The 22,415-nt window shown below is 67.0% G+C and carries 20 protein-coding genes; 10 read left to right on the top strand and 10 right to left on the bottom strand.

The window, feature by feature from the left end:
• The first annotated feature begins 208 nt into the window (after positions 1-208).
• Positions 209-2,470: a TonB-dependent receptor gene (locus tag GGR46_RS06245; protein WP_183995562.1), complete on the top strand. Its 2,262-nt coding sequence runs from the start codon at positions 209-211 to the stop codon at positions 2,468-2,470.
• Between the two features lie 14 nt (positions 2,471-2,484).
• Complete coding sequence (locus GGR46_RS06250; protein WP_183996819.1) at positions 2,485-3,561, top strand: PepSY-associated TM helix domain-containing protein; 1,077 nt, start codon at positions 2,485-2,487, stop codon at positions 3,559-3,561.
• On the opposite strand, the gene prfH is transcribed toward GGR46_RS06250, so the two are convergent.
• The 3 genes from prfH to GGR46_RS06265 form a co-directional block, all read right to left on the bottom strand.
• Positions 3,558-4,175, bottom strand: coding sequence for a peptide chain release factor H (prfH, locus tag GGR46_RS06255; protein WP_183995564.1), 618 nt, complete (start codon positions 4,173-4,175; stop codon positions 3,558-3,560). The two genes, GGR46_RS06250 and prfH, sit on opposite strands and share 4 nt — an antisense overlap.
• Entirely contained in the window at positions 4,172-5,278 is a 1,107-nt protein-coding gene (locus GGR46_RS06260) for an RNA ligase RtcB family protein (protein ID WP_183995566.1), read from the bottom strand. The genes prfH and GGR46_RS06260 overlap by 4 nt, the downstream gene beginning before the upstream one ends.
• 301 nt (positions 5,279-5,579) lie before the next feature.
• Positions 5,580-6,305 (bottom strand): SDR family oxidoreductase, encoded by a 726-nt coding sequence (locus tag GGR46_RS06265; RefSeq protein ID WP_183995568.1) that lies wholly within the window; start codon positions 6,303-6,305, stop codon positions 5,580-5,582.
• 150 nt (positions 6,306-6,455) lie between these two features.
• Between GGR46_RS06265 and GGR46_RS06270 the strand changes: the two genes are divergently transcribed.
• Complete coding sequence (locus GGR46_RS06270) at positions 6,456-7,352, top strand: AraC family transcriptional regulator (RefSeq protein ID WP_183995570.1); 897 nt, start codon at positions 6,456-6,458, stop codon at positions 7,350-7,352.
• Here the strand turns inward: GGR46_RS06270 and GGR46_RS06275 are convergent.
• On the bottom strand, positions 7,349-8,587 hold the full coding sequence (locus GGR46_RS06275; protein WP_183995572.1) for a TetR/AcrR family transcriptional regulator: 1,239 nt from the start codon (positions 8,585-8,587) through the stop codon (positions 7,349-7,351). The two genes, GGR46_RS06270 and GGR46_RS06275, sit on opposite strands and share 4 nt — an antisense overlap.
• A 141-nt stretch (positions 8,588-8,728) precedes the next feature.
• Here GGR46_RS06275 and GGR46_RS06280 point away from each other — a divergent pair, with 141 nt between their 5' ends.
• The 5 genes from GGR46_RS06280 (at position 8,729) to GGR46_RS06300 (ending at position 13,974) form a co-directional block, all read left to right on the top strand.
• Entirely contained in the window at positions 8,729-10,012 is a 1,284-nt protein-coding gene (locus GGR46_RS06280) for an acyl-CoA dehydrogenase family protein (protein WP_183995574.1), read from the top strand.
• A gap of 103 nt (positions 10,013-10,115) precedes the next feature.
• Positions 10,116-11,201 carry a Zn-dependent alcohol dehydrogenase gene (locus GGR46_RS06285; protein ID WP_183995576.1) on the top strand — a complete coding sequence of 362 codons (1,086 nt, stop codon included), beginning with the start codon at positions 10,116-10,118 and terminating at the stop codon, positions 11,199-11,201.
• Positions 11,198-12,214, top strand: coding sequence for a phosphotransferase family protein (locus GGR46_RS06290; RefSeq protein ID WP_183995578.1), 1,017 nt, complete (start codon positions 11,198-11,200; stop codon positions 12,212-12,214). The genes GGR46_RS06285 and GGR46_RS06290 overlap by 4 nt, the downstream gene beginning before the upstream one ends.
• A 108-nt stretch (positions 12,215-12,322) precedes the next feature.
• Entirely contained in the window at positions 12,323-13,090 is a 768-nt protein-coding gene (locus tag GGR46_RS06295; RefSeq protein WP_183995580.1) for an SDR family oxidoreductase, read from the top strand.
• Positions 13,091-13,188: 98 nt separating this feature from the next.
• Positions 13,189-13,974: an SDR family NAD(P)-dependent oxidoreductase gene (locus GGR46_RS06300; RefSeq protein ID WP_183995582.1), complete on the top strand. Its 786-nt coding sequence runs from the start codon at positions 13,189-13,191 to the stop codon at positions 13,972-13,974.
• On the opposite strand, the gene GGR46_RS06305 is transcribed toward GGR46_RS06300, so the two are convergent.
• Both GGR46_RS06305 and GGR46_RS06310 read right to left on the bottom strand, forming a co-directional pair.
• On the bottom strand, positions 13,971-14,864 hold the full coding sequence (locus GGR46_RS06305; protein WP_183995584.1) for a PhzF family phenazine biosynthesis protein: 894 nt from the start codon (positions 14,862-14,864) through the stop codon (positions 13,971-13,973). The genes GGR46_RS06300 and GGR46_RS06305 overlap by 4 nt on opposite strands.
• Positions 14,865-14,888: 24 nt before the next feature.
• Positions 14,889-15,305 carry a hypothetical protein gene (locus GGR46_RS06310; protein ID WP_183995586.1) on the bottom strand — a complete coding sequence of 139 codons (417 nt, stop codon included), beginning with the start codon at positions 15,303-15,305 and terminating at the stop codon, positions 14,889-14,891.
• A 137-nt stretch (positions 15,306-15,442) separates the two neighbouring features.
• Here GGR46_RS06310 and GGR46_RS06315 point away from each other — a divergent pair, with 137 nt between their 5' ends.
• Both GGR46_RS06315 and GGR46_RS06320 read left to right on the top strand, forming a co-directional pair.
• A complete protein-coding gene (locus GGR46_RS06315; RefSeq protein ID WP_183995588.1) occupies positions 15,443-16,186 on the top strand; it encodes a TonB-dependent receptor in 744 nt (247 codons plus the stop codon).
• Positions 16,187-16,200: 14 nt separating this feature from the next.
• Positions 16,201-16,917: a TonB-dependent receptor gene (locus GGR46_RS06320; RefSeq protein WP_183995590.1), complete on the top strand. Its 717-nt coding sequence runs from the start codon at positions 16,201-16,203 to the stop codon at positions 16,915-16,917.
• Here the strand turns inward: GGR46_RS06320 and GGR46_RS06325 are convergent.
• The 4 genes from GGR46_RS06325 to GGR46_RS06340 all read right to left on the bottom strand — a co-directional run bounded on the left by GGR46_RS06325 (position 16,914) and on the right by GGR46_RS06340 (position 22,394).
• Entirely contained in the window at positions 16,914-17,807 is an 894-nt protein-coding gene (locus GGR46_RS06325) for an acyl-CoA thioesterase (RefSeq protein WP_183995592.1), read from the bottom strand. The genes GGR46_RS06320 and GGR46_RS06325 overlap by 4 nt on opposite strands.
• The gene (locus GGR46_RS06330; RefSeq protein ID WP_183995594.1) at positions 17,807-18,931 is read right to left on the bottom strand and encodes an acyl-CoA dehydrogenase family protein; all 1,125 of its coding nucleotides are present in this window, start codon (positions 18,929-18,931) and stop codon (positions 17,807-17,809) included. Before GGR46_RS06330 ends, GGR46_RS06325 begins: the two co-directional genes overlap by 1 nt.
• Positions 18,932-19,072: 141 nt before the next feature.
• Positions 19,073-20,230 (bottom strand): acyl-CoA dehydrogenase family protein, encoded by a 1,158-nt coding sequence (locus GGR46_RS06335; RefSeq protein WP_183995596.1) that lies wholly within the window; start codon positions 20,228-20,230, stop codon positions 19,073-19,075.
• A gap of 136 nt (positions 20,231-20,366) precedes the next feature.
• Positions 20,367-22,394: a 3-hydroxyacyl-CoA dehydrogenase NAD-binding domain-containing protein gene (locus GGR46_RS06340; protein ID WP_183995598.1), complete on the bottom strand. Its 2,028-nt coding sequence runs from the start codon at positions 22,392-22,394 to the stop codon at positions 20,367-20,369.
• Between the last annotated feature and the right edge of the window lie 21 nt (positions 22,395-22,415).

Raw genomic sequence — 22,415 nt, forward strand, 5'->3', positions numbered from 1 at the left:
ATGCTCCCCCGGGCGTGGAGCCGAGCATATTGGCAGTTGCATGTCCGTGAAGTTTCAATCGGCGCGATCGAACGAGTATCGAGACCGTTCCGGACCAAATTACCGAGCTATTGCGACTAACTTGCATTAGTAGCCCCGCGCTGCTAGCCGCACCCCCGATCAAGCCGTTCCGCCTGAGAGCGGCGCCAATTCGGGGGTTCCCAACATCATGTCCGTGCGTGCGCGACTTTCGCTGCTTTCCCTGCCGCTGCTGGCGCTCACTGTCGCCATGCCGCAGGTCGCGCATGCCCAGCAGGCCGAGCCGCAAAAGGATGGCGAAGGCGACGAGGCGATCGTCGTCACCGCGGCGCGCACGGTGCTGCCGCCCAATGCGCTGCCGCTGACCATCGACGTGATCGACAAGCAGCGGCTCGACCAGCAGATCGCGATCTCGGGCTCGGTGACCGACGCGGTGGCGAACCTCACGCCGTCCTTCTCGCCGACGCGGCAGAAGCTGTCGGGCGCGGGCGAAAGCCTGCGCGGGCGCTCGCCGCTCTACGCGATCAACGGCATCCCGCAGTCCACCCCGATGCGCGACGGCAGCCGCGACGGCTTCACGATCGACGGGTTCTTCATCGACCGGGTCGAACTGATCTATGGCTCGAACGCGCTGCAGGGGATCGGCGGCACCGGCGGCATCGTCAATCAGGTGACGGTGGGTGCGCCGAAGACTGAGGGGATCAGCGGGCGCGTGCTGCTCCAGGGCACGGCGGACAATGATTTCAGCAAGGACGGGCTGGGCGGCAAGGCTGCCGGCCTGGTCCAGTGGAAGTCGGGTCGCTTCGATGCGACCTTCGGCGCGGCGTTCGAGAAGCGCGGCGTCTTTCATGATGGCGACGGGCGCCGGGTGGGCCTCAATCTCACCCAGGGTGAAACGCAGGATTCCAGGACGGTCTCGCTGTTCTCGCGCCTCGGCTATCAGGTGGGCGAGACCGGGCGGATCGACCTGATCGCCAGCCGCTTCGAGCTGAAGGGCGATGGCGATTACATTGCGGTGCCGGGCAATCGCGACACCGGCTTGCCGACCAGCGCGGTGCGCGGCGATGCGCCGGGCAAGTCGGCGGCGAGCCGCACCGAGAGCGTGGCGCTGACCTATAGCGACACCGCGCTCGGCGGCGGCAACTTCATCGCCCAGTTCTTCTTCAACCGCACGCACGACACGTTCGGCGGCGAGATCGCGCCGATCCCGACCTTCCAGGATCCGGCGATCGATCCGACCTCGAAGCTGTTCGACCAGTCGGAGAACCGTTCGCGCAAGCTGGGCGCCAAGCTGAGCTACGAGCGCGCGGTGCCGGGCTTCGAGGCGCTGACTGCGACGCTGGGCTTCGACGCGCTGGTCGACAAGACCGAGCAGCGGCTGATCGCCACGGGGCGTGCGTGGGTGCCGCCGAGTGACTTCCGCAGCCTGGCGCCGTTCGCGCAGGCCAATCTCAAGCTGTTTGGTGGCAAGCTGCGTCTCGCCGGTGGCGCGCGCTACGAGAATGTCGCGATCAAGATCGACGACTACCGCACACTCGCCTCGACCACCTATGTCGCCTGCGCGGCAGGGCAAACGCCCGGGCCGACCTGCGGCCCGTCGACCTATGGCGGCGTCGCCGTGGCCGGCGGCAAGCCGAAGTTCGAGGACCTGCTGTTCAACGGCGGCGTGATCGTGGAGCCGGTGGCCGGCATCCGCGCCTATGCGAGCTATGCCGAAGGCTTCACCGTGCCCGACATCGGCCGCATCACCCGCGCGATCAAGGTCACGGGCGTCGACCTGGACAACTATCTCGACATCTCGCCGATCGTCTCGAACAACCGCGAGATTGGCGTCGAGGTGAAGCGCGGGCCGCTCGACGGATCGGTCACCTATTTCTGGTCGTCGAGTGACAAGGGCCAGCTGCTGATCGCGCGTGCCGCCGGCATCTTCGACGTGCAGCGCCAGCGGGTGGAGATCCAGGGGCTCGAGGTCAATCTGGGCGTCAAGCTGCCGGTGCCGGGGCTGAAGGCGACCGTGGGCTATGCCACGCTCCATGGCCGCTATGACGCGGACACTGTGCCGGACGGCAAGGTCGACACCGATCTCGACGGCACCAACATCTCGCCGGACCGGGTCAACCTGGCGGTGGACTATGCCAGGGGACCGTTCAGCGCGCGCGTGCAGACGCAATTCTATCTGTCGCGCCGCTTCGACGGCAAGGCGCGGACGATCGACGATGCCAACCCGCTGCATCCGCAGAAGCTCTACAAGAACGATTTCGGCGGCTATGTGCTGACCGACGCCTATGTCCGCTACCAGACGGAGCTGGGCGGGCTGAGCCTGAGCGTCGCCAACGTCTTCAACAAGATGTACATCGACTATAGCTCGGATACCCGCCTGCCGAATGACCCCACCACCTTCTATGCCGGGCGCGGGCGCACCTTCACGCTGAGCTGGGATTATCGTTTCTGATGCAACGCGGCGTGATGGGATGGCTGGACCTGGTGCACCGCTGGACCGGCGGCGTGCTCGGGCTGGTGCTGGCGATCATGGGGCTGACCGGCGCGATCCTGGTCCATGAGGAGACCTGGCTGTCGCTGACGCTGCCCCATGCCGCCGATGTGCGGGTGGCGGACACGAACCAGATCGCCGAGGCGACCGCCAGGCTGATGGCTGAGCCCAAGGCGCAGGGCATCACCTATGCCGGCGACCGGTTCGGGCTGCACCAGATCCGCATGGCCAAGGGCGCGGGCGCCTATGCCGACCAGGCGGGCAATGTGGTGACGGGCTGGGACAGCCAGTGGAGCCGGCCGGAAATCTGGATCTTCGACCTGCACCATCACCTGTTCACCGGCGATACCGGCGAGACGGTGATCGGCATCGCCGGGCTGGCGGCGATCCTGTTCGTGATCACCGGTTCGATCCTGTGGTGGCGGACGCGCAGGACCTTTAAGTTCCGGCTGTGGCCCAAGCGGCTGAGTCGGCCGATGATCGTCATGCAGCACCGCGACCTGGGCATCGTGATGGCGCCGCTGCTGCTGCTCTCGGCGGTGACGGGGACGATGATGATCTTCAAGCCGTTCGCGGCGATCATCACCATGCCCTTCTCCTCGCCTTCGGCCGATGCCGCGGCGATGAAGCCGCCCAGGATGAAGAGTGGGCCGCTGGCCGCGCATCCGGACTGGCGCGCGATCGTGCTGGCCGCGCATGCCCGCTTCCCCGACGCGCAGATCCGCATCCTCTCGCTGCCGCGCAAGGCCGGCGACCCGATCCTGGTGCGGATGAAGCGCACCGGGGAATGGCTGCCCAATGGCCGCTCGAACATCTGGTTCGACGCCGCCGACGGGCATGTGCTGGGATCGATCGACGCACTGGCGCTGCCCAGGGGCGCACAGGTGTTCAACGGCGCCTATCCGGTGCACGCGGCCAAGGTTGGCGGGCTGCTCTACCGACTGCTGCTCACCGCTTCGGGGCTGACGATGATGCTGCTCGGCAGCCTGGCGGTGTGGACCTTCTGGTTCAGGCGACCCAAGCCGAAGAAGGTGGTGCGCAAGCCGGCCTAGACCGGGCTGAATTTCTCTCCCCGATAGGTGCGCACCGCATTGCCGCGTTCGAGTGCGCGGTTCTGGTCCCAAAGGCCTCGCTTGCCGGAGGCTGCGCCGCGATCGCGCTGCGCCTCGAACAGCAGCGCCAGCTTGAGGCGAGCGATGCCGCGGTTGGCATGTTGCGACCGCTGGTCCTGCGAGAAGCTGGTAAGGCCGGTCGGCAGGTGGGTGGCGCGGACGGCGCTGTCGGTCCTGTTGACGTGCTGGCCGCCCGGACCGGAGGCGCGCATCGCCTGATAGGTGATGTCCATGTCGCGGAGTTCCGGAACCTCCTCGATGGTCGGTGCGCGCGAGACGCCGACGAACCAGTTGCGGCGCTTGTGGCGCGGCCGGAACGGGCTGGTGCCGATCCAGCGTATCGTGCCGGTGCGGGCATCGGCAAAGGCGGGTGCGCCCTCGCCGGAGACCCGCAACAGCACCGATGCAGCAGGTCCGGTGACAGGCTCGACCGGCTCGCAGACCAGGCCCGCCGCCTGGGCTTCGCGGGCCCAGGCGTGGACAAGCTGCTCGACGACCCATTCGCATTCCCTGGGGCCCTGGCCCGAGGAGACGTGGAGGACTAGCTCGGTCATGCGCGCCTCGTCTTGTAGGTGACGAGCGGGCGGAGCGTGGCGATCAGATCGACCAGTCCGTGCCGTTCGAGATCGTGCACGACCTGGTGGATGTCCTTGTACGCCTGGGGCGCCTCCTCGAAGATCAGCTCGCGATCCTCGCAGATCACCCGGCTGCCGAGCGCGGTGCGTTCGAGATCGGCGATGCGGAAGCGGCGGGCGAGCTTGTCGCGGGCCTCGCTGCGGCTCCATTTGCGACCCGCGCCGTGCGCCAGCGAGTGGAGCGCGGCATCGGCCCGATCGCCCGAGCGGGGGCGGACCAGATAGGTCATGTCGCCGCGTGAGCCCGGGATGACGACCAGTCCTTTGTCCGCCGGTGCCGCGCCCTTGCGGTGCAGCCAGCCGCCCCGATGCGGAGTGACGCCGTTGTGGCAGATGTCGAGCAGGCGCTCTCCCTCGGTGCCGAGGCGATCGAGGAACCGATCGGCGATCACCGCGCGGTTGAGCTCCGCCCAGCGGACCGCATCGTCATGCTCGGCCAGATAGGCCGCGCAATCGGGCGTGTCGGCGGAGAGGGCGCCGACACTGTGGCGGGTGCGGTGCCGGTCGAGGATCGCCTGGCCGAGACCGCGCGAACCGCTGTGCACCATCAGCTGGACCATCTGCGCGTCGAGGTTCAATTCGGCGAACAGGTCCGCGTCGAACACGTCCTCGAAGCGCAGCAGCTCCGCGAAGTGATTCCCGCCGCCGATCGTGCCGAGCGTTTCGACGGGGAGGGGCGGGAGGCCCGCTTCCGCCAGGCGCGCGGATGCGTCACCCTCCCACGCTTCCTCCAGCCCGTGCAGCTTGCGGACAGCAGTGTCGGGGCGGAACTTGCGCAGCTTCATGGCCGTCCGCCACAGCCCCATGCCGCAGCCGATGTCGCTGCCGACCAGATGCGGATAGACGAGCCCGCGCGACCAGAAGGCCGCGCCGACGGCGATACCGCGCCCGGCATGGAGATCGGGCAGCCCGACGACCGCGTCGATGCCGGGCAGGGCGGCGGTCTGGTGGAGCTGGTCGATCGCAGCCTGCTCGATCCAGCTTTCGGGCGAGGCGACGATGTGGATGCTTGCCGTGGTCATGGCTGGACCTCCCCGGAGACGAGGAAAGACGGCAGGCGGCGGATGTAACTATTGAGCGAAGCCGTGGCGCTGGGGCCACGGAAAAGGGTCAGGCGATCACAGTCGCCTGCAAGGGGCATGCCCATGTGCAGTGTTCCCGAACTCGGAAAATGGAAGTGGCGATGAGAGCGGTAATGGTCTGCATGGGCTCACTCCTTTCCTGAGCTTGGGGTTTCGGCGGCGCCACTAGCCGAATTGTTTCGGGAGATCAATGGCGCGAAAGCGGGACCTTCGGACGACGCCAGAAGGTCCCGGGCCGGTTCTACATGTTGGCGGCGGTGGGGCGGACGATGACTTCGTTGACGTCCACGCCATCTGGCTGCTCCAGGGCATAGCGGATCGCGCGGGCGATCGCGTCAGGGGTCAGCGACTTCTGGCGCCAGTCCTTGAGCGCCGCGGCAACCTGCGGATCGGTGATGTCGTCGCCGAGCTCGGTGGCGGTGACGCCCGGCGAGATGATCGTCGTGCGGATGTCGTCATGCTCCTGGCGCAGGCCCTCGGTGATCGCCCAGACCGCATATTTGGTGCCGCAATAGACAGCCGCGGTCGGCAGGACGAGGTGGGCACCGACCGAGGCGACGTTCACCACATGGCCGTTGTGCTGCGCCACGAAGCGCGGCAGCACCGCGGCGATGCCGTTGAGCACGCCGTGGATGTTGACGTCGATCATCCGCTTCCACTCGTCGGTCTTGAGCGCAGCGAGCGGCGAGAGCGGCATCACGCCGGCATTGTTGATCAGCACGTCGACCCGCCCGAACTTCGCCTCGGCGGCGTCGGCAAAGGCAGTGAAGTCGGCCGCGTCCGTGACGTCGAGTTCGCGCCAGCAGATATTGGCGCCGAGTTCGTTCGCCAGCGCCTGTAGCCGGTCGCCGCGGCGGGCGCCGATGAACAGCTTCGCACCGCTCGCCGCCAGCTCGCGGACCGTGGCTTCGCCGATGCCGCTGGAGGCTCCGGTGATGAGGATGACCTTGTCGCTAAGTCCCGTCATGGTTCGTTCCTTCTCGTCTGGAATGACGAGGCAGGATTTGGGGCAGGGAAGGGTTCGGGCGGTAGAGCGATCGCCCGAAGGGATTGCACGATCCTCCAAATGTGGATGAAGGAGCTTGCGCCCTTCTCCGGTGTGATGGAAGCAGGCAGCATGCACGATATTGCAACCCTTGCCACGCTGATCGAACGGCATACGCCGGAAACCGGGATTTCAGGTACCGTGGTCCGCCGGCTGTCGCTGATCCGCGCGGACCAGCCGAGCCTGCCGATCCCTTCGGTCTATGAGGCATCGCTTTGCCTGATCGCCCAGGGGTCGAAGCGCGTATCGCTTGGCGATCATGACGTGGTGTACGACGCGTCGCGCTATCTGCTGGTGTCGGTCGACTTGCCGCTGGTCGGCCTCATGCTCGAGGCGAGCCCGGACGCGCCCTATCTGTGCTGCAAGATCGATCTGGACCTGCCGGCGTTGGCCGACCTGATGATCGCGGAAGGCGAGGCCGGGCCGCAGCACGACCTGCCGGCACTGGCGGCCTACCCTGGCGATGCCGACCTGATCGATGCGGCCTGCCGCCTGGTCAAGCTGCTCGACCGGCCCGAGAGCAGCGCTGCGCTGGCGCCGCTGGTCGAGCGGGAGATCCTGTATCGATTGCTCACCGGGCCGCACGGCGCGACGCTGCGGCGCATGGCGAAGGGGGACAGCCATCTCGGCCAGATCAGCCGGGCGATCGCGCGTATCCGAAGCGGGTTCGACCGGCAGCTGCGGATCGAGGACATTGCCGACGCGGCGGGGATGAGTCCCTCATCGCTGCATGCGCATTTCAAGGCGGTGACGCGGATGACGCCGCTCGAATATCAGAAGCAGCTCCGCCTGCAGGAGGCGCGGCGGCTGATGATGGCCGAGGGCGCCAGCGCGGGGTCGGCGGGGTTCGCGGTGGGCTATGAGAGCCCGTCGCAGTTCAGCCGCGAATATCGCCGGCTGTTCGGCGCGCCGCCGCGGCAGGATGTCGAGCGGCTGCAGGCGGCGGGGGAACTGGCCGAGGCCCTCTAGCCCGCCAGCACGCGATCGTCGAACAGGCCGAACGCGATGGTCGAGGCATAATAGGCCACTGCCTTGTCGCGGGCCATGGTGCTCGCCCATTTGCGCATGTCGAAGGCGGCGTTCTGCAGCGCCATCAGCGTCTGCGAGGCGACCAGCGGGTCGATCGCGCGGATCGAGCCCTGGGCGATGCCGTCGGACAGCAGGCCGGCGAAGCGCCGGGCGATGCGGTTCGAGCGGTCGATCATCGTCGAGCGGACCTGCGGCGGCAGGCCGGACAGCGCGGTGGTGCGCAGCAGCGGGCCGCGCTCGCTAAACTGATAGTCGAGCAACGTGGCGATCGTGCTTTCGAGCTGCTCCCAATGGGTGCCGCCGGCCGCCTCAGCCAGGCGCTGGGCATCGGCGATGATGTCGAAGCTGCGCTTGTAGCAGGCGATCACCAGATCGTCCTTGGCATCGAGATGGTGGTAGAAGCTGCCCTTGGTGACGTTCAGCTCCGACGCGATCTTCTGGACCGAGGCGCCGCGATAGCCGAGCTCGTTGATCAGGCGGGTGGCCGCGAGCAGGAAGGCCTCGCGACCGGGCTCGGGCTCGTCATGCTCCAGATCGAGCATGTGCGGGGTCCAGGCCTCGCCCGGCGCGGCGATGCCGGTGCGGAACACGTCCATCAGCCGGGCCTCGACGCGGGGATATTCGTCGACTTCGTAGCGGGGCAGCCAGGCGGTGAGCCAGAAGGTGTTCTCGAGAAGGACATGGGCACGCGCGCCGTGGAGATCGGTCTCGGCGCGGCTGGCGGCCGGGCCCCAGAGCGTGCGCGTCTTGCGGAACACGCCGCGCCAGCGATCGAGCAGCTCGCGCTTGATCGGGTCTTCCATGGCGCGCAGGTCCGAGAGGATCGCGAAGTCGCGCTCCTCGCCGCGGCGGATGCGGGCCAGCCGCTCCATGTTGACGTTGAGATAGCGGGCTACACGAGCCTCGGGCGTCGGCTCCCTGGCGGCATCGTCGAGCATTGCCTCCAGCCGGTCGAGCGTCTGCTCGAAGGCGGCGGCGGCAAGGTCTTCCTTGCGCTTGAAATAATAGGTGACCGACGTGGTGTTGAGGCCGACGCGGCGGGCCACGTCGGCAAAGGTCATCCCCTTGGCGCTCTGCTCGTTGATCGCGTCCGCAGCCGCGGCGAGGATTGCGTCCCGCTTGGCCTGGAAGCGTTTCGTCGCGCTTGCGGTTTCTAGTTTCCCCGGTGCATTCATTGCAACCAGTCTAGCGGATTTGACGGCTAGCCAAAGCGCTTTTTTGAATCGAGGTTGTGCCGATTTTCGCGCCGGCCCGACTTTACCGAATATCCGGTATGTTCTACGCCGATCCGTGAAGAGACACGGAGAGGATCTGCCATGGATTTCACGCTGAGCGAGCGCGAGACCTATTTTCGCGACCGGGTGAAGGCATTCATCGACACGCGAATCCGGCCCCGCGACGGCGACTATCACGCCCAGCAGAAAGAGGGCGATCGCTGGAAGGTGCTGCCGGTGATCGAGGAGGTGAAGGCCGAGGCCAAGGCGGCCGGCCTGTGGAACTTCTTCATGCCGCCGCACTCCGGCCAGGCCCATGTCGACGACAGCTTCGAATTCCAGGGCACGCAGCTGACCAACCTGGAATATGCGCTGTGCGCCGAGGAGATGGGGCGGCTCGGCTGGGCGTCGGAGTGCTTCAACTGCTCGGCGCCGGATACCGGCAACATGGAAGTGCTCCACCGCTATGGCACGCGGGCGCAGAAGGACCAGTGGCTCAAGCCGCTGATGCAGGGCGAGATCCGATCGGCCTTCCTGATGACCGAGCCGGCGGTGGCGTCGTCCGATGCGACCAATATCCAGACCAGCATGGTGCGCGACGGTGATCATTACGTCATCAACGGGCGGAAGTGGTGGTCGTCGGGCGTGGGCGATCCGCGCTGCGCCGTCTCGATCGTGATGGGCAAGACCGATACGGGCGCCGCCAAGCATGCCCAGCAGAGCATGATCCTGGTGCCGATGGACGCGCCCGGCGTGAAGATCGAACGGATGCTTTCGGTTTTCGGGTATGATCACGCGCCGCATGGCCACGGCGAAGTGGTTCTCGAGAATGTTCGCGTGCCAGTCGACAACATGCTGCTCGGCGAGGGCCGCGGCTTCGAGATCGCACAGGGCCGGCTCGGGCCGGGGCGCATCCATCACTGCATGCGGACGATCGGGGTGGCCGAGGAAGCGATCGAGGCGATGTCCAAGCGGCTCGTCAGCCGCGTGGCGTTCGGCAAGCGGCTGTCGGACCATTCGGTGTGGGAGCAGCGCATTGCCCGCGCGCGCATCGACATCGAGATGACGCGGCTGCTCTGCCTCAAGGCGGCGGACATGATGGACAAGGCGGGCAACAAGGCCGCCCAGCTCGAGATCGCGATGATCAAGGTGCAGGCGCCGCAGATGGCACTGCAGATCATCGACGATGCGATCCAGGCACATGGTGGCGCGGGCGTGTCGGGGGATTTCCACCTCGCCCACGACTGGGCCGGGATCCGCACGCTGCGGCTCGCCGACGGTCCGGACGAGGTCCATGCCCGGGCGATCGCGCGGAACGAGTTCGGGAAATACGCCGACTTCAAGGCGGACCGGGCTTCGAGCGGGGATATTGGAGTGAGCCGCTAACAAAATCGTCACCCCGGCGAAAGCCGGGGTCTCAGGCGAAGGCGCGGGAAAAGAGCCGCACGAGATCCCGGCTTTCGCGGGGATGACGGTTTAGGGGAGTAGAATGAAAGCAGCCGTTCTCTACGAAGCGGGCAAGCCGCTCGAGATCACCGAGGTTCGCGTATCGAAGCCCGGCCCGCGCGAGGTGCTGATCCGCACCGCGGCGGTGGGGGTTTGCCGGTCCGACCTGCATTTCGTCGATGGCGCCTTCCCGCATCCGGTGCCGACGGTGCCGGGGCACGAGGCGGCCGGGGTGATCGAGGCGGTGGGATCCGATGTCGCGCATCTGAAGGTGGGCGATCATGTCATCACCTTCTTCACGGTCTTCTGCGGCAGCTGCGAGATGTGCGTTACCGGGCGGCCGTCGCTCTGCATCGATCCCTCGACGCGGCGCCCTGCGGGTGCCGAGCCGCGGCTTTCGCTGGAGGATGGCACCGCACTGGCGCCGTTCCTCAACCTCTCTGCCTTTGCCGAGCAGATGCTGGTCCACGAGAATGCCTGTGTGGCGATCTCGAAGGAGATGCCGCTGGACCGGGCGGCCTTGCTCGGCTGCGCGGTGATCACCGGCGCCGGGGCGATCTTCAACGACAGCCGGGTGCGGCCGGGCGAGAGCGTCGCGGTGATCGGTGCGGGCGGGATCGGGCTGGCCGCGATCAATGCGGCCAAGATCGCCGGGGCGGGAACGATCCTGGCGATCGATCCGGTGCCCGAGAAGCGCGAACTGGCGCTAAAGCTCGGCGCCACCCATGCGCTGGATGCGATGGCGGAGGGGCTGGCCAAGGACGTGCTCAAGCTCACCGGAGGCGGCGTCCATTATGCGATCGAGGCGGTCGGCCGGCCGAACACCGCCGAGCTGGCCTGGAACGTCCTGCGCCGCGGCGGCACCGCGACGATCCTGGGAATGATTGCGCCGGGCGGCAATGTCAGCCTGCCCGGGCCGACCTTCCTGACCGGCAAGAAGATCCAGGGCTCGCTGCTGGGCAGCACGCGCTTCCCGATCGACATGCCGCGGCTGGTGCAGATGTATCTCGACGGGCTGCTCGACCTCGACACGATGGTCGCCGAGCGGATCAGGCTGGAGGAGGTGAACGATGCACTCGACAAGCTGCGCAAGGGCGACAGCGTGCGCTCTGTGATCGAATTCGCATGAGCGACCTGGACGAAGCGAAGCTGGCGGACTGGCTGGCGGTGAATGTGGCGGGCTTTGCCGGCCCGATTACGGTGGCCAAGTTCCCGGGCGGGCAGAGCAACCCGACCTATCGGATCGATGCGGGGAGCGGCTCCTATGTGCTGCGGCGCAAGCCGTTCGGGCCGATCCTGCCTTCGGCACATGCGGTGGAGCGCGAATATGCGTTGATCGCGGCATTGCACCCGACGGGCTTCCCGGTCGCCCGGCCTTATGGGCTTTGCGAGGATGCGGAGGTGCTGGGCTCGCCCTTCTACATCATGGAGATGGTGAAGGGGCGTACGCTCTGGGACGGATCGCTGCCCGATCTCACCCCGGCGGAGCGGACGGCGCACTACAATGCGATCGTCGACACGCTCGCGGCGCTACATGCGGTGGATTACGCGGCAGTCGGGCTGGGCAGCTATGGCAAGCCGGGCAATTACTTCGCCCGCCAGGTCGAGCGCTGGACCAAGCAGTACCGGATGAGCGAGACCGATGCGCTGCCCGAGATGGAGCGGCTGATCGAGTGGCTGCCGCGGACGGTGCCCGAGCAGATGCGGACCAGCATCGTGCACGGCGACTTCCGCATCGACAACATGATCTTCGCCCCCGCCGAGCCGCGTATCCTGGCGGTGCTCGACTGGGAACTGTCGACGCTCGGCGATCCGCTGGCGGACTTCTCCTATTTCCTGATGAGCTGGGCGACCGAGCCCGAGGGGCGATCGGGCGTGAAGGGGCTGACCGGGCCGGAGACCGGTATCCCGACGATCGAGGACGTCGTGGCGCGCTATTGCGCGGCGACCGGGCGGGACGGGGTGCCCGATCTGAACTGGTACTTCGCGTACAATCTCTTCCGGCTGGCGGGGATCGTGCAGGGGATCAAGAAGCGGATGCTCGACGGCAATGCATCGTCCGCCAATGCCGCGGCGACGGTGGAGCGGCTGCCGGGGCTGGTGGCGCAGGCATGGCATTTCGCGCGGGAGGCGGGGGCCTAGGTAAGGCCGTCATCCCGGCGAAAGCCGGGATCTCAGGAGAGGGCGCAGGAAAAGAGCCGCACGAGATCCCGACTTTCGTCGGGATGACGGTTATTGAGAGGGTGGTGAATGAGCGGACTATTCGACCTGACCGGCACGGTGGCGATCGTCACCGGTTCCTCGCGGGGGATCGGCAAGGCTTCGGCCGAGGCGCTGGCGGATGCGGGCGCCAGGGTGGTGATCTCCAGTCGCAAGCAGGATGCCTGTGAAGAAGTCGCCGCCGAGATCAACGCCAGGCATGGCGAGGGCACCGCGCTCGCGGTGGCGGCGAGCATCTCGGACAAGGAAGCGCTCCGGCACCTGGTCGAAGAGACGCGGCGGGTGTTCGGGCGGGTGGACGTGCTGGTCTGTAATGCGGCCTCGAACCCCTATTACGGGCCGCTCGAGGGGATCGCGGACGACCAGTTCCGCAAGATCCTCGACAACAATATCCTCTCCAACCACTGGCTGATCCAGATGGTGGCGCCCGAAATGCGCGAACGGCGCGAGGGTTCGATCGTGATCATCTCGTCGATCGGCGGGCTGCGCGGATCGCCGGTGATCGGGGCGTACAATGTCTCCAAGGCGGCGGACCTGCAGCTGGCGCGCAACTATGCGGTGGAGTTCGGGCCGGACAATGTGCGGGTCAACTGCATCGCGCCCGGGCTGATCAGGACCGATTTCGCCCGGGCGCTGTGGGAGGATCCCGAGCGCGCCAAGGCGACCAACGCGACCACCCCGCTGCGGCGGATCGGCGAGCCGGAGGAGATTGCCGGTGCCGTGGTGTATCTCGCCAGCCGAGCGAGCGCCTTCATGACCGGACAGGCGATGGTGATCGACGGTGGGGTGACGATCTAGGTCTGGCTGTCACCTCGGCGAAATGCAGGGGTCCCAGGCGATGGCGCCGCGCATGCGGCACGAGATCCCGGCTTTCGCCGGGATAACGAGGAGGGAATATGCAGTTCGCGGGCAAGACAGCAATCGTCACGGGTGCGGGCTCCGGGATCGGGCGGGCGACGGCGCGGGCGTTTGCCGAGGCGGGCGCAATGGTGATCGCCGCGGACCTGAGCGAAACGGTGGAAGAGACCGTCGCCGGCAGGGAGAACATGCTCGCGGTGCGGATGGACGCGGGCGACGAAGGCGATGTCGAGCGGCTGGTCGCCACGGCGGTCGAGCGCTTCGGCGGGCTCGACATCTTCTACGCCAATGCCGGCATCTCGGGCGGTGCCACGGGCATCTTCGACACGCCGGTGGAACTATGGACCGAAGTGCTGCGGGTGAACCTGATCGGCCCGGCGCTGGCGATCAAGCATGCGGGGCCGAAGATCGTCGAGCGTGGCGGGGGTGCGATCATTTGCACCGCCAGCGTGGCGGGGCTGCGCTCGGGCGCAGGCGGTCCGGCCTATTCGGCGAGCAAGGCAGGGGTCATCAACCTGGTCCAGACGGCGGCGCAGCAGTTCGCCGGATCGAATGTGCGGGTGAACGCGATCTGCCCGGGCCTGATCGAGACGGGGATGACCGAGCGCGCCTTCACCTATGCCCGCGAGACCGGGAAGGAGGACAAGCTCGGCCGCCTCAACCCGTTGCGTCGGGCCGGCCAGCCCGAAGAGATTGCGCGGGTGGCGCTGTTCCTCGCCAGCGATGCGGCGAGCTACGTCAACGGCCAGGCCTGGGTGGTGGATGGCGGACTTTCGTCCAGCCATCCGGTGACCCGCCAGGAATTCGGCAAGCCTGCCTTCTAGAGTTCCACCTCGCCCCGGAACACCGGCACGCAGCGGCCGGCGACGCTCGCGCGGATGCCGTCCGGTGCTTGGCGGGCGCGGACGGTGAGTGTGCTTGGGCGGCCCATTTCCACGCCCTGGCGGACATCGAAACGGTCGCCCTTGCCCAGTGAAAGAAGCAGCGCGCCGAGCGTGGCGTTGGCGCTGCCGGTGGCGGGGTCTTCCCAGGTGCCGGTGAGCGGCGAGAACATGCGGGCGCGGATGCGACTGTCCTCGCGGGCATAGAAGAAGATCGAGAGGCGGGTGGCCGTGTCGTTCTCCGCCTCCGCGAGGCGCTGATAGGCGGCGATATCGGGCCGCGCGAAGCCGAGCGCTTCTTCCGTCACTTCGACGAATACGAAATCCACGCCGAGGCTGGCGCGGGTGGGAACATGCGTGGTGGTGACGATGTCCGCCGGATCGAGGCTGAGGCAGGCGGTAATTCCGGGGACCGGCAGCGTGCCGAGCAGTTGGAGCGGCTGGGGCGCGTCGATCTCGGCGCCGAGCACCTGGCCGGTCTCGTCGCGCTCGATGCGGATCTCGACCAGCCCGGCGATCTCCTCGAAGCGCAGCGTGTCGCCGGCTTCCGGACGCAGGCCGGCAAGGACGAAGCCGGTGCCGACATTGGGATGGCCGGCAAAGGGCATCTCGGCGGTGCGGTGGAAGATGCGGACACGGGCGGTGTTGGCCGGATCGCTGGGCGGCAGGACGAAGGTGGTCTCGCTATAGTTCATCTCGGCGGCAAGCGCCTGCATCTCGGCGTCGCTCATCCCCTCCGCAGCGGTGAACACCGCCAGCGGGTTGCCGCCGAAGCGGGTCTCGGTGAACACGTCGAGCGTGACATAGGCGAAGCGGCGCGCTGAATTTTCCATGCGGACGGTCTAGCCACTCGCGGCTCAGGCGCAATTGGGATCGGCGACCGGATTGCCGGTGGCGCGGAGCAGGCCGTCCTTGCCGGGCGCGACTTCAATCGGCTTGACGCTGAAATAGCTCCCGCCGTTCAGCGCGCGATCGAGGATGCAGAGCTTCATCGTCTTGTCGCTGCGATCGAGCAGGGTGACACGGAAGGTCCAGCTCTTGTCCGCTAGCTCGAACACCGCCGCATTGCCGTCGCGCGCGACCTGGGTGAAGCCATAGTCGGCAAAGGTATGCAGGCCCTCCTTGCGCCGCGGGCCCAGCGAGTTGGCGAAGGAGGTGACGTCCAGCTTCGTCGCGATCTCCACCGGATCGACGGTGTCGGCGGTGACGACCGAGAGGTTCTGTGGTGTCTGTTCCTGCGGCGCCGGCATCGCCAGCAGCATGATGAACAACATTCGGAAACTCTCCGCCACAATGCCTGATTTCCCAACGCCCGTGCATCCGGCGGCGTTCCGGGAACGGACCGATCGGCCGATTGACTTGGTTCGCCATGCGGGTCAGCTTCGGTGCAAGGCAGGAGAGGGGGAACTGCATGCGGGGCATTTGGCGTGGCTTGGTCCTGGCAGGGGTGCTGGTCGCCGTGGCGACACCGGCACTGGCCCAGGACGGGGGCGAGGAGATCGTCGTCACGGCTTTCCGAAAACTGGCATCCGATGACGACGACAAGAAGGTCCTCGAGCTGGTGACCACGCCGGCGGCGGTACAGACGCTGCGCCGCACCGCGGACTTCGCCGTGCAGCAGGTGGTGATCGTCAGCGACACGACCGATGAGGACGACGCCCGCGCCGAGGTGCTGGCGATGACCCGCAAGGCGATCGATCTGTCCGCCGGCGCGGGCACGCTGCTGGCGACCGGAGAGCTGCTGGTCGAGCCGCTGACCGCGGGCAACTACAAGGAGCTCCTGTTCGACGACGATGATGACGACTTCAACGGCGAACTGGTGAAGTTCCTGGTCAAGGTGCCGTTGGCGCCCGGGATCGATGCCAAGGCGGCGCTGGCGAAGATCGACAAGTTCATCAAGTCGGTGCCCGCGGTCGGGCGTGCCGAGATGAAGCCCTATAGCGAGCTGTCGCTCAGCGTGGTGAACCCCGAGCAATATCGCGGGGCGATCATCGACCTGGTTGCCAAGGATACGGCGGCGACCAGCGCGCGCTTCGGCACCGGCTATGGCGTCGAGGTCACCGGGCTCGACCGGCCGGTGCAATGGAAACGCGCGGGGCTGACCGAGGTGCAGCTGTTCCTGCCGTCGGCCTCGACGGTCCGGCCGCGCAACTGATCGGGGGAAACGGGATGAAGATCGTGCTGAAGGCCCTGATCGTCGCCGGTGCGCTGCTCGGCACCGCGGTGCCGGCGCTGGCGCAGGAAGTGCTGGTGAGCACACAGCGGCGCGGCGGGGATGCGGGCTATTATGGCGGCATCGTCGCGACCTCGCGTCCGGTGGTCGCGCTGAAACGCATGGCCGATTATGCGGTGATCACCGTGCGCGTCTCCGGTGACACGCGCGACATGACCACCCGCCGAAACGACCTGAAAGCGACGATCCGCAACATGATCGCGGCAGCCGCCAAAGGCGGGTTCGAGCTGGCGACGGGAGATTATGTCCTCGAGCCCCTGACGCTGGCCAATTACGAGGCGCTGCCGTTCAATGGCGACGGGCGGCCGGATACCGACCAGACCTATTTCCTGGTGAAGCTCAAGCTGGCCCCGGGGATGACCCTCAAGCTGGCGCGGGATCGGATGGATGCCTTCATCAAGGCGGTGCCCACGGCTGGGCGCTCGGTGGTGCGAAATCACGAGGGACTCACCCTGAGCGTGGTAAATCCCGACCAGTATCGCGGCCAGATCATCGAGCTGATCGCGGCCGACGCGGCAATGGCCGCGGGCAAGTTCGCCGGGGGCAGCGGCGTGGACGTGAGCGGGCTCGACCGGCCGGTCGAATGGGCGCGGGCGGAGGAGACCAACGTGTTCCTGTATCTCCCCGCCAGCTATGTGATCCGCAAGCGCTAGTCCTTGACGCGGACCAGCCCCTCCTGGGCGACGCTGGCGACCAGGCGGCCGTCGCGCGCATAGATGCGGCCGCGGTTGAAGCCGCGCGAATGGCCGGCCCAGGGGCTGTCGGTGGTGTAGAGCAGCCACTCGTCGAAGCGGAACGGCTCGTGCAGCCACACGGCATGGTCGAGGCTGGCGGTCTGCACCCCGCCGGTCATCCAGCTGACCCCGTGCGGCAGCATGCAGGTGCCGAGCAGGGTCATGTCGGTGGCATAGGTGAGCATCGCGCGGTGGAGCGCGGGATCGTCGGGCAAGGGCGCGACGACGCGGAACCAGCTGTGCTGGACCGGCTCCTGCGCGACGGGCTTGAACCAGTTGCGCGGGTTGACCGGGCGGATCTCGATCGGGCGGGCGCGCAGGAAGAAGCGACGGAACTTCTCGGGCACCTCGTCGCGGATCGCCTCGCGCAGGTCGCGCTCGGAGACCAGGCTGTCCGGATCGGGCACGTCGGGCATGTCGAACTGGTGGTGCAGGCCCTCGGCCGGGGCCTGGAAGCTCGCGGTCATGTTGAGGATCGGCTGGCCGCCCTGCATCGCGATGACCCGGCGATTGGCGAAGCTGCGCCCGTCGAAATCGCGGACCACCCGGTAGATGATCGGGTGGTTCTCGTCGCCGGGGCGCATGAAATAGGCGTGGAGCGAATGGGCGGTCTTGTCGTCCTCGACCGAGCGTTGGGCGGCCTGGAGCGCCTGCGCCACGACCTGGCCCCCGAACACGCGGCCGACGCCACCGGGCTGGCGGGGGCCGCGGTACAGGTCGGTATCGATGCGCTCGACGTCGAGGAGCTGGGTGAGCTGATCGACCAGGGCGTGGGGTTCGGTGGCGCGTTCGGGCGGGGTGGTGTCCATCAGTAGCCGGATGCCTCCGCCAGGGCGTTGGCGTGGAAATTGGTGTCGCCGAACATCTCCGCCAGCACGCGCGCGCGCTTCATGAAGAAGCCGATGTCGAACTCGTCGGTCATGCCGATGCCCCCGTGCATCTGGACACCCTCCTGCACGGCCAGCGTGGTGGCAAGGCCGGTCATCGCCTTGGCGACCGCCACGGCTTCCGCCGCGTCCTGGCCGGCGTCGAGCAACTGCTGCGCCTTGAGGACGGCGGCGCGGGCGACTTCCATCTCGCTATAGAGGTGCGCGGCGCGGTGCTGGAGGGCCTGGAAACTGCCGATCGCGACACCGAACTGCTTGCGATCCTTGAGGTAATTGACGGTCATGTCCATCGCGCCGCCGCCGACGCCGACCAGCTCGGCCGAGGCGCCGGTGCGGCCCGCGGCGAGCAGGCGGGCAAGGGGGCCGTCCCCCTGATCGACCTCGCCGAGGACCGTATCGGAATCGACCCCGACGTCGGCAAAGGTAACATGTGAAGCCAGTGTGGAATCGGTCAGACGCTCGGTAACAACTTCGATTCCGGGGGTTTTCGGATCGACGACGAAGAGGGTCAGTCCCGAACTGGACGCTCCTGCCGCGGAAGTTCGCGCGGCGACGATCATCAGGTCGGCGACATGGGCGTGGGCGACGAAACGCTTGGCGCCCGACAGGCGGAAGCCGTTGCCCGCGCGCTCGGCGGCGAGCGAAACCTGGCCTGTGAACTTCGACGTCTCGTCGATCGCGAGCGCCGCGACGGTCTCGCCGGCGAGGATGCCGGGATACCAGCGGGCGGCATGGCTGGTGCCTTTGAGCGCCTCGACCGCAGCGACGGCGGTGGCGAGGAAGGGGGAGGGCGAGAGGTTGCGGCCGATCTCCTCGAGCACCACGCCCGCCTCGACATGGCCGAGGCCGAGGCCGCCGTCCGCTTCCGGGATCAGGATGCCGGTGAAGCCCATTTCGGCGAACTGCTTCCACAGCGGGCGAGAGAAGCCGGTGGCGTCGTTGGCGTCGCGGAGCGCGCGCATGTGCGCGACGGGGGCTTCCGTGGCGACGAAGTCCTTCGCGGTGTCGCGGAGCATGGTCTGGTCGTCGTTGAGATAGAGGGGCATTTCTTCTCTTCCTTAAGCCCTCTCCCTTTGGGAGAGGGTTGGGTGAGGGCGGCCTCCACAGGCGTTTCGACCTGTTTCGACCCTCACCCTTCCGCCGACTTCGTCGGCTCCCTCCCTCTCCCAAAGGGAGAGGGAATTTGGTCAGCTCGGCAGATCCAGGATCCGCTTGGCGATGATGTTGAGCTGGATCTCGCTGGTGCCGCCCTCGATCGAGTTGGCCTTGGTGCGGAGCCACGACCGGGCGGCAGCGCCCTGGTGCGAGGCTTCGCTGTCCCATTCGAGCGCGTCGCTGCCGCCGGCGGCCATCTGGAGCTCGTGGCGGGTCTTGTTCAGCTCGGTGCCGTAATATTTCATCATCGAGGGCTGGGCGGGGTGCGCCTGGCCGGCCTTCAATTCGTCGATGAACTTCTCGGACATCGCGGCGAACGCCTTGGAGCGGACCTGGAACAGCGCGATCTGGGCGCGCAGGATCGGATCCATGCCGGTACGGGCAGCCTCGACCAATGGGTCCTTGCCCGCACCGCCGAGGCCGAAGCCCGAGATCATCTCGCGCTCATGGCCGAGCAGGTACTTGGCGACATCCCAGCCCTTGTTGAGCGTGCCGAGCAGGTTGGCCTTGGGTACCTTCACATTGTCGAAGAAGGTCTCGCAGAAGGGCGAGTTGCCCGAGATCAGCAGGATCGGCTTGGTCGAGACGCCGGGCGAGGCCATGTCGAACAGCAGGAAGCTGATGCCGGCCTGCTTGACGGTCTTGTCGGTACGGACGAGGCAGAAGATCCAGTCGGCCTTGTCGGCATAGCTGGTCCACACTTTCTGGCCGTTGACGACGAAGTGATCGCCCGCATCATCCGCGGAAGTTTGCAGTCCCGCCAGATCCGAGCCGGCATTGGGCTCCGAATAGCCCTGGCACCAGCGGATTTCGCCGCGTGCAATCTTCGGGAGATGCTCGAGCTTCTGTTCCTCGGTGCCGTATTTGAGCAGCGCCGGGCCGAGCATCGAGATGCCGAAGCTGTTGAGCGGGTTGCGCGCCTTGATGCGCTTCAGCTCCTCGCGGAGAATCTTGGTCTCCGCGGGGGAAAGGCCGCCGCCGCCATAGGCGCTGGGCCAATCGGGCACGGTCCAGCCGCGCGCGGCCATGCGATCGAGCCAGACCTTCTGGTCCGGATGCGCATATTCCGGGTTGCGGCCGCCCCAGGTGGTTTCCTTTTCCGATTTGGGCGGGGTGCGCATCTCGGCCGGGCAGTTTTCCTCCAGCCAGGCGCGGGTTTCGGCGCGGAAGGTTTCCAGATCCTCTGCCATTTTCTTTTCCTTCAAGCCCTCTCCCGCTTGCGGGAGAGGGTTGGGTGAGGGTGAATGGGTGCCTCAGGCGGTTCGCTTGCCGCTCTCTCGCACCCTCACCCCGGCCCTCTCCCGCAAGCGGGAGAGGGAGATTGGGTTACTTGTTGAACTTCTCGCCCTTTTCCGCCTTCTCGCGGAGCAGGGGAGCGACTTCGAAGCCGTACTTCTCGAGGCCCTCGACGATCTTCTTGAGACCTTCGGTGTCGGCCCAGAACATCGGGCCGCCGCGGTACGGGGGCCAGCCATAGCCGTACACCCAGACGACATCGATGTCCGACGCGCGCTGGGCCATCTTCTCGGCGAGGATCAGCGCGCCTTCGTTGACCATCGTGTAGAGCGTGCGGACGACGATCTCTTCCTCGGTGATCTCGTGCTGCGGCACGCCCAGCTTCTCGCGCCACTCGGCGATCAGCTCGGCGACGCGCGGGCTGTTCGAGGGGGTGCGTTTCTCGTCATAATCGTAGAAGCCGGCGCTCTTCTTCTGGCCCCAGCGGCCCTCGGCGGCGAGCGCGTCGCGGATATTCTCGATCCGGTTCGGGTCGCGGTGCCAGCCGATGTCGACACCGGCGAGATCGGCCATCTGGAACGGGCCCATCGGCATGCCGAAAGCGACGTGGACCTTGTCGATCTGCTCGGGCGTGGCGCCTTCGAGCAGCATCTTGTTGGCCTCGACCTGGCGCGGCATCAGCATGCGATTGCCGATGAAACCGTAGCAGACGCCGGCGATGACGGCGACCTTCTTGATCTTCTTCGACACGGCCATGGCGGTTGCGAGCACATCGTCGGCGGTCTTGGCGCCGCGGACGATCTCGAGCAGCTTCATCACGTTGGCCGGCGAGAAGAAGTGCAGGCCGAGCACGTCCTGCGGACGCGAGGTGGCCGCGGCGATCTCGTCGATGTTCAGGTAGCTGGTGTTCGAGGCGAGGATGGCGCCCGGCTTGGCTACTTTATCGAGCTTGCCGAAGATCTCCTTCTTGACGTCCATGTTCTCATAGACGGCCTCGATGATCAGGTCGCACTCGGCGAGCGCGCCGAAATCGAGCGTCGGGGTGAGCAGGCCCATCGCGCCTTCGACCTGTTCGGCGGTCATGCGGCCCTTGGCTGCTGTCGCCTCGTAATTCTTGCGGATGACGCCGGTGCCGCGATCGAGCGCTTCCTGCGCCATCTCGACGATGGTCACCGGCACGCCGGCCGACAGGAAGTTCATCGAGATACCGCCGCCCATCGTGCCGGCGCCGATCACGCCGACGCGCTTGATGTCACGCAGCGCGATGTCCTCGGCGATGCCGTCGATCTTCGCGGCCTTGCGCTCGGCGAAGAAGATGTGGCGAAGCGCGGCGGACTGGGTGCCCATGATCAGCTTCATGAAGCCCATGCGCTCGGCCTGGACGCCCTCGGCATAGGGCTTGCCGGCGGTCTGCTCGATCAGGTCGAGGATCGTGTTCGGCGCGTCCATGCCGCGGAAGCGTTTGGCGTTCTTGGCGCGGAAGGATTCGAACACCGCAGGGTCGACGGTGACCGGACGCTCGGAGGAGCGTGAAACCGGCTTGCCGATCACTTCCTGCGCGAAGGCGACGGCATCGGCGACGAGATTGCCCTCGGTCGCGAGGCGATCGACCAGGCCGGCGGCCTTGGCCTGATCGGCCGAGATCGGATCGCCCTTGGTCGCCATTTCGAGCGCGACTTCGACGCCCGCGACGCGCGGCATGCGCTGGGTGCCGCCGGCGCCGGGCAGGATGCCGAGCTTGACCTCGGGCAGGCCGAACTTCGCCGAGGGGACGGCGATGCGATAATGCGAGGCGAGGGCGACTTCGCAGCCGCCGCCGAGCGCGGTGCCGTGGACGGCGGCGATCACCGGCTTGTCGAGCGCCTCGATCTCATCGACCAGCACGGGGAGCGAGGGCTCCTGCATCGGCTTGCCGAACTCGGTGATGTCGGCGCCGGCGAAGAAGGTCTTGCCCGCGCAGGTGATGACGACCGCCTTGATGCTGTCGTCTCCCTTGGCTTCCTGGATGCCGGCCTGGATGCCCTGGCGGACCGCCGCGCCGAGCGCGTTCACCGGCGGATTGTCCGAGGTGATGACCAGGACGTCGCCCTGGCGGGTGGTGGTGATGGGGGAGGTCATTTTCGTCTCCATTAATTTGTC

Origin of the sequence: Sphingomonas kyeonggiensis (assembly GCF_014196745.1) — a bacterium.
GTDB classification, from domain to species: domain Bacteria; phylum Pseudomonadota; class Alphaproteobacteria; order Sphingomonadales; family Sphingomonadaceae; genus Sphingomonas; species Sphingomonas kyeonggiensis.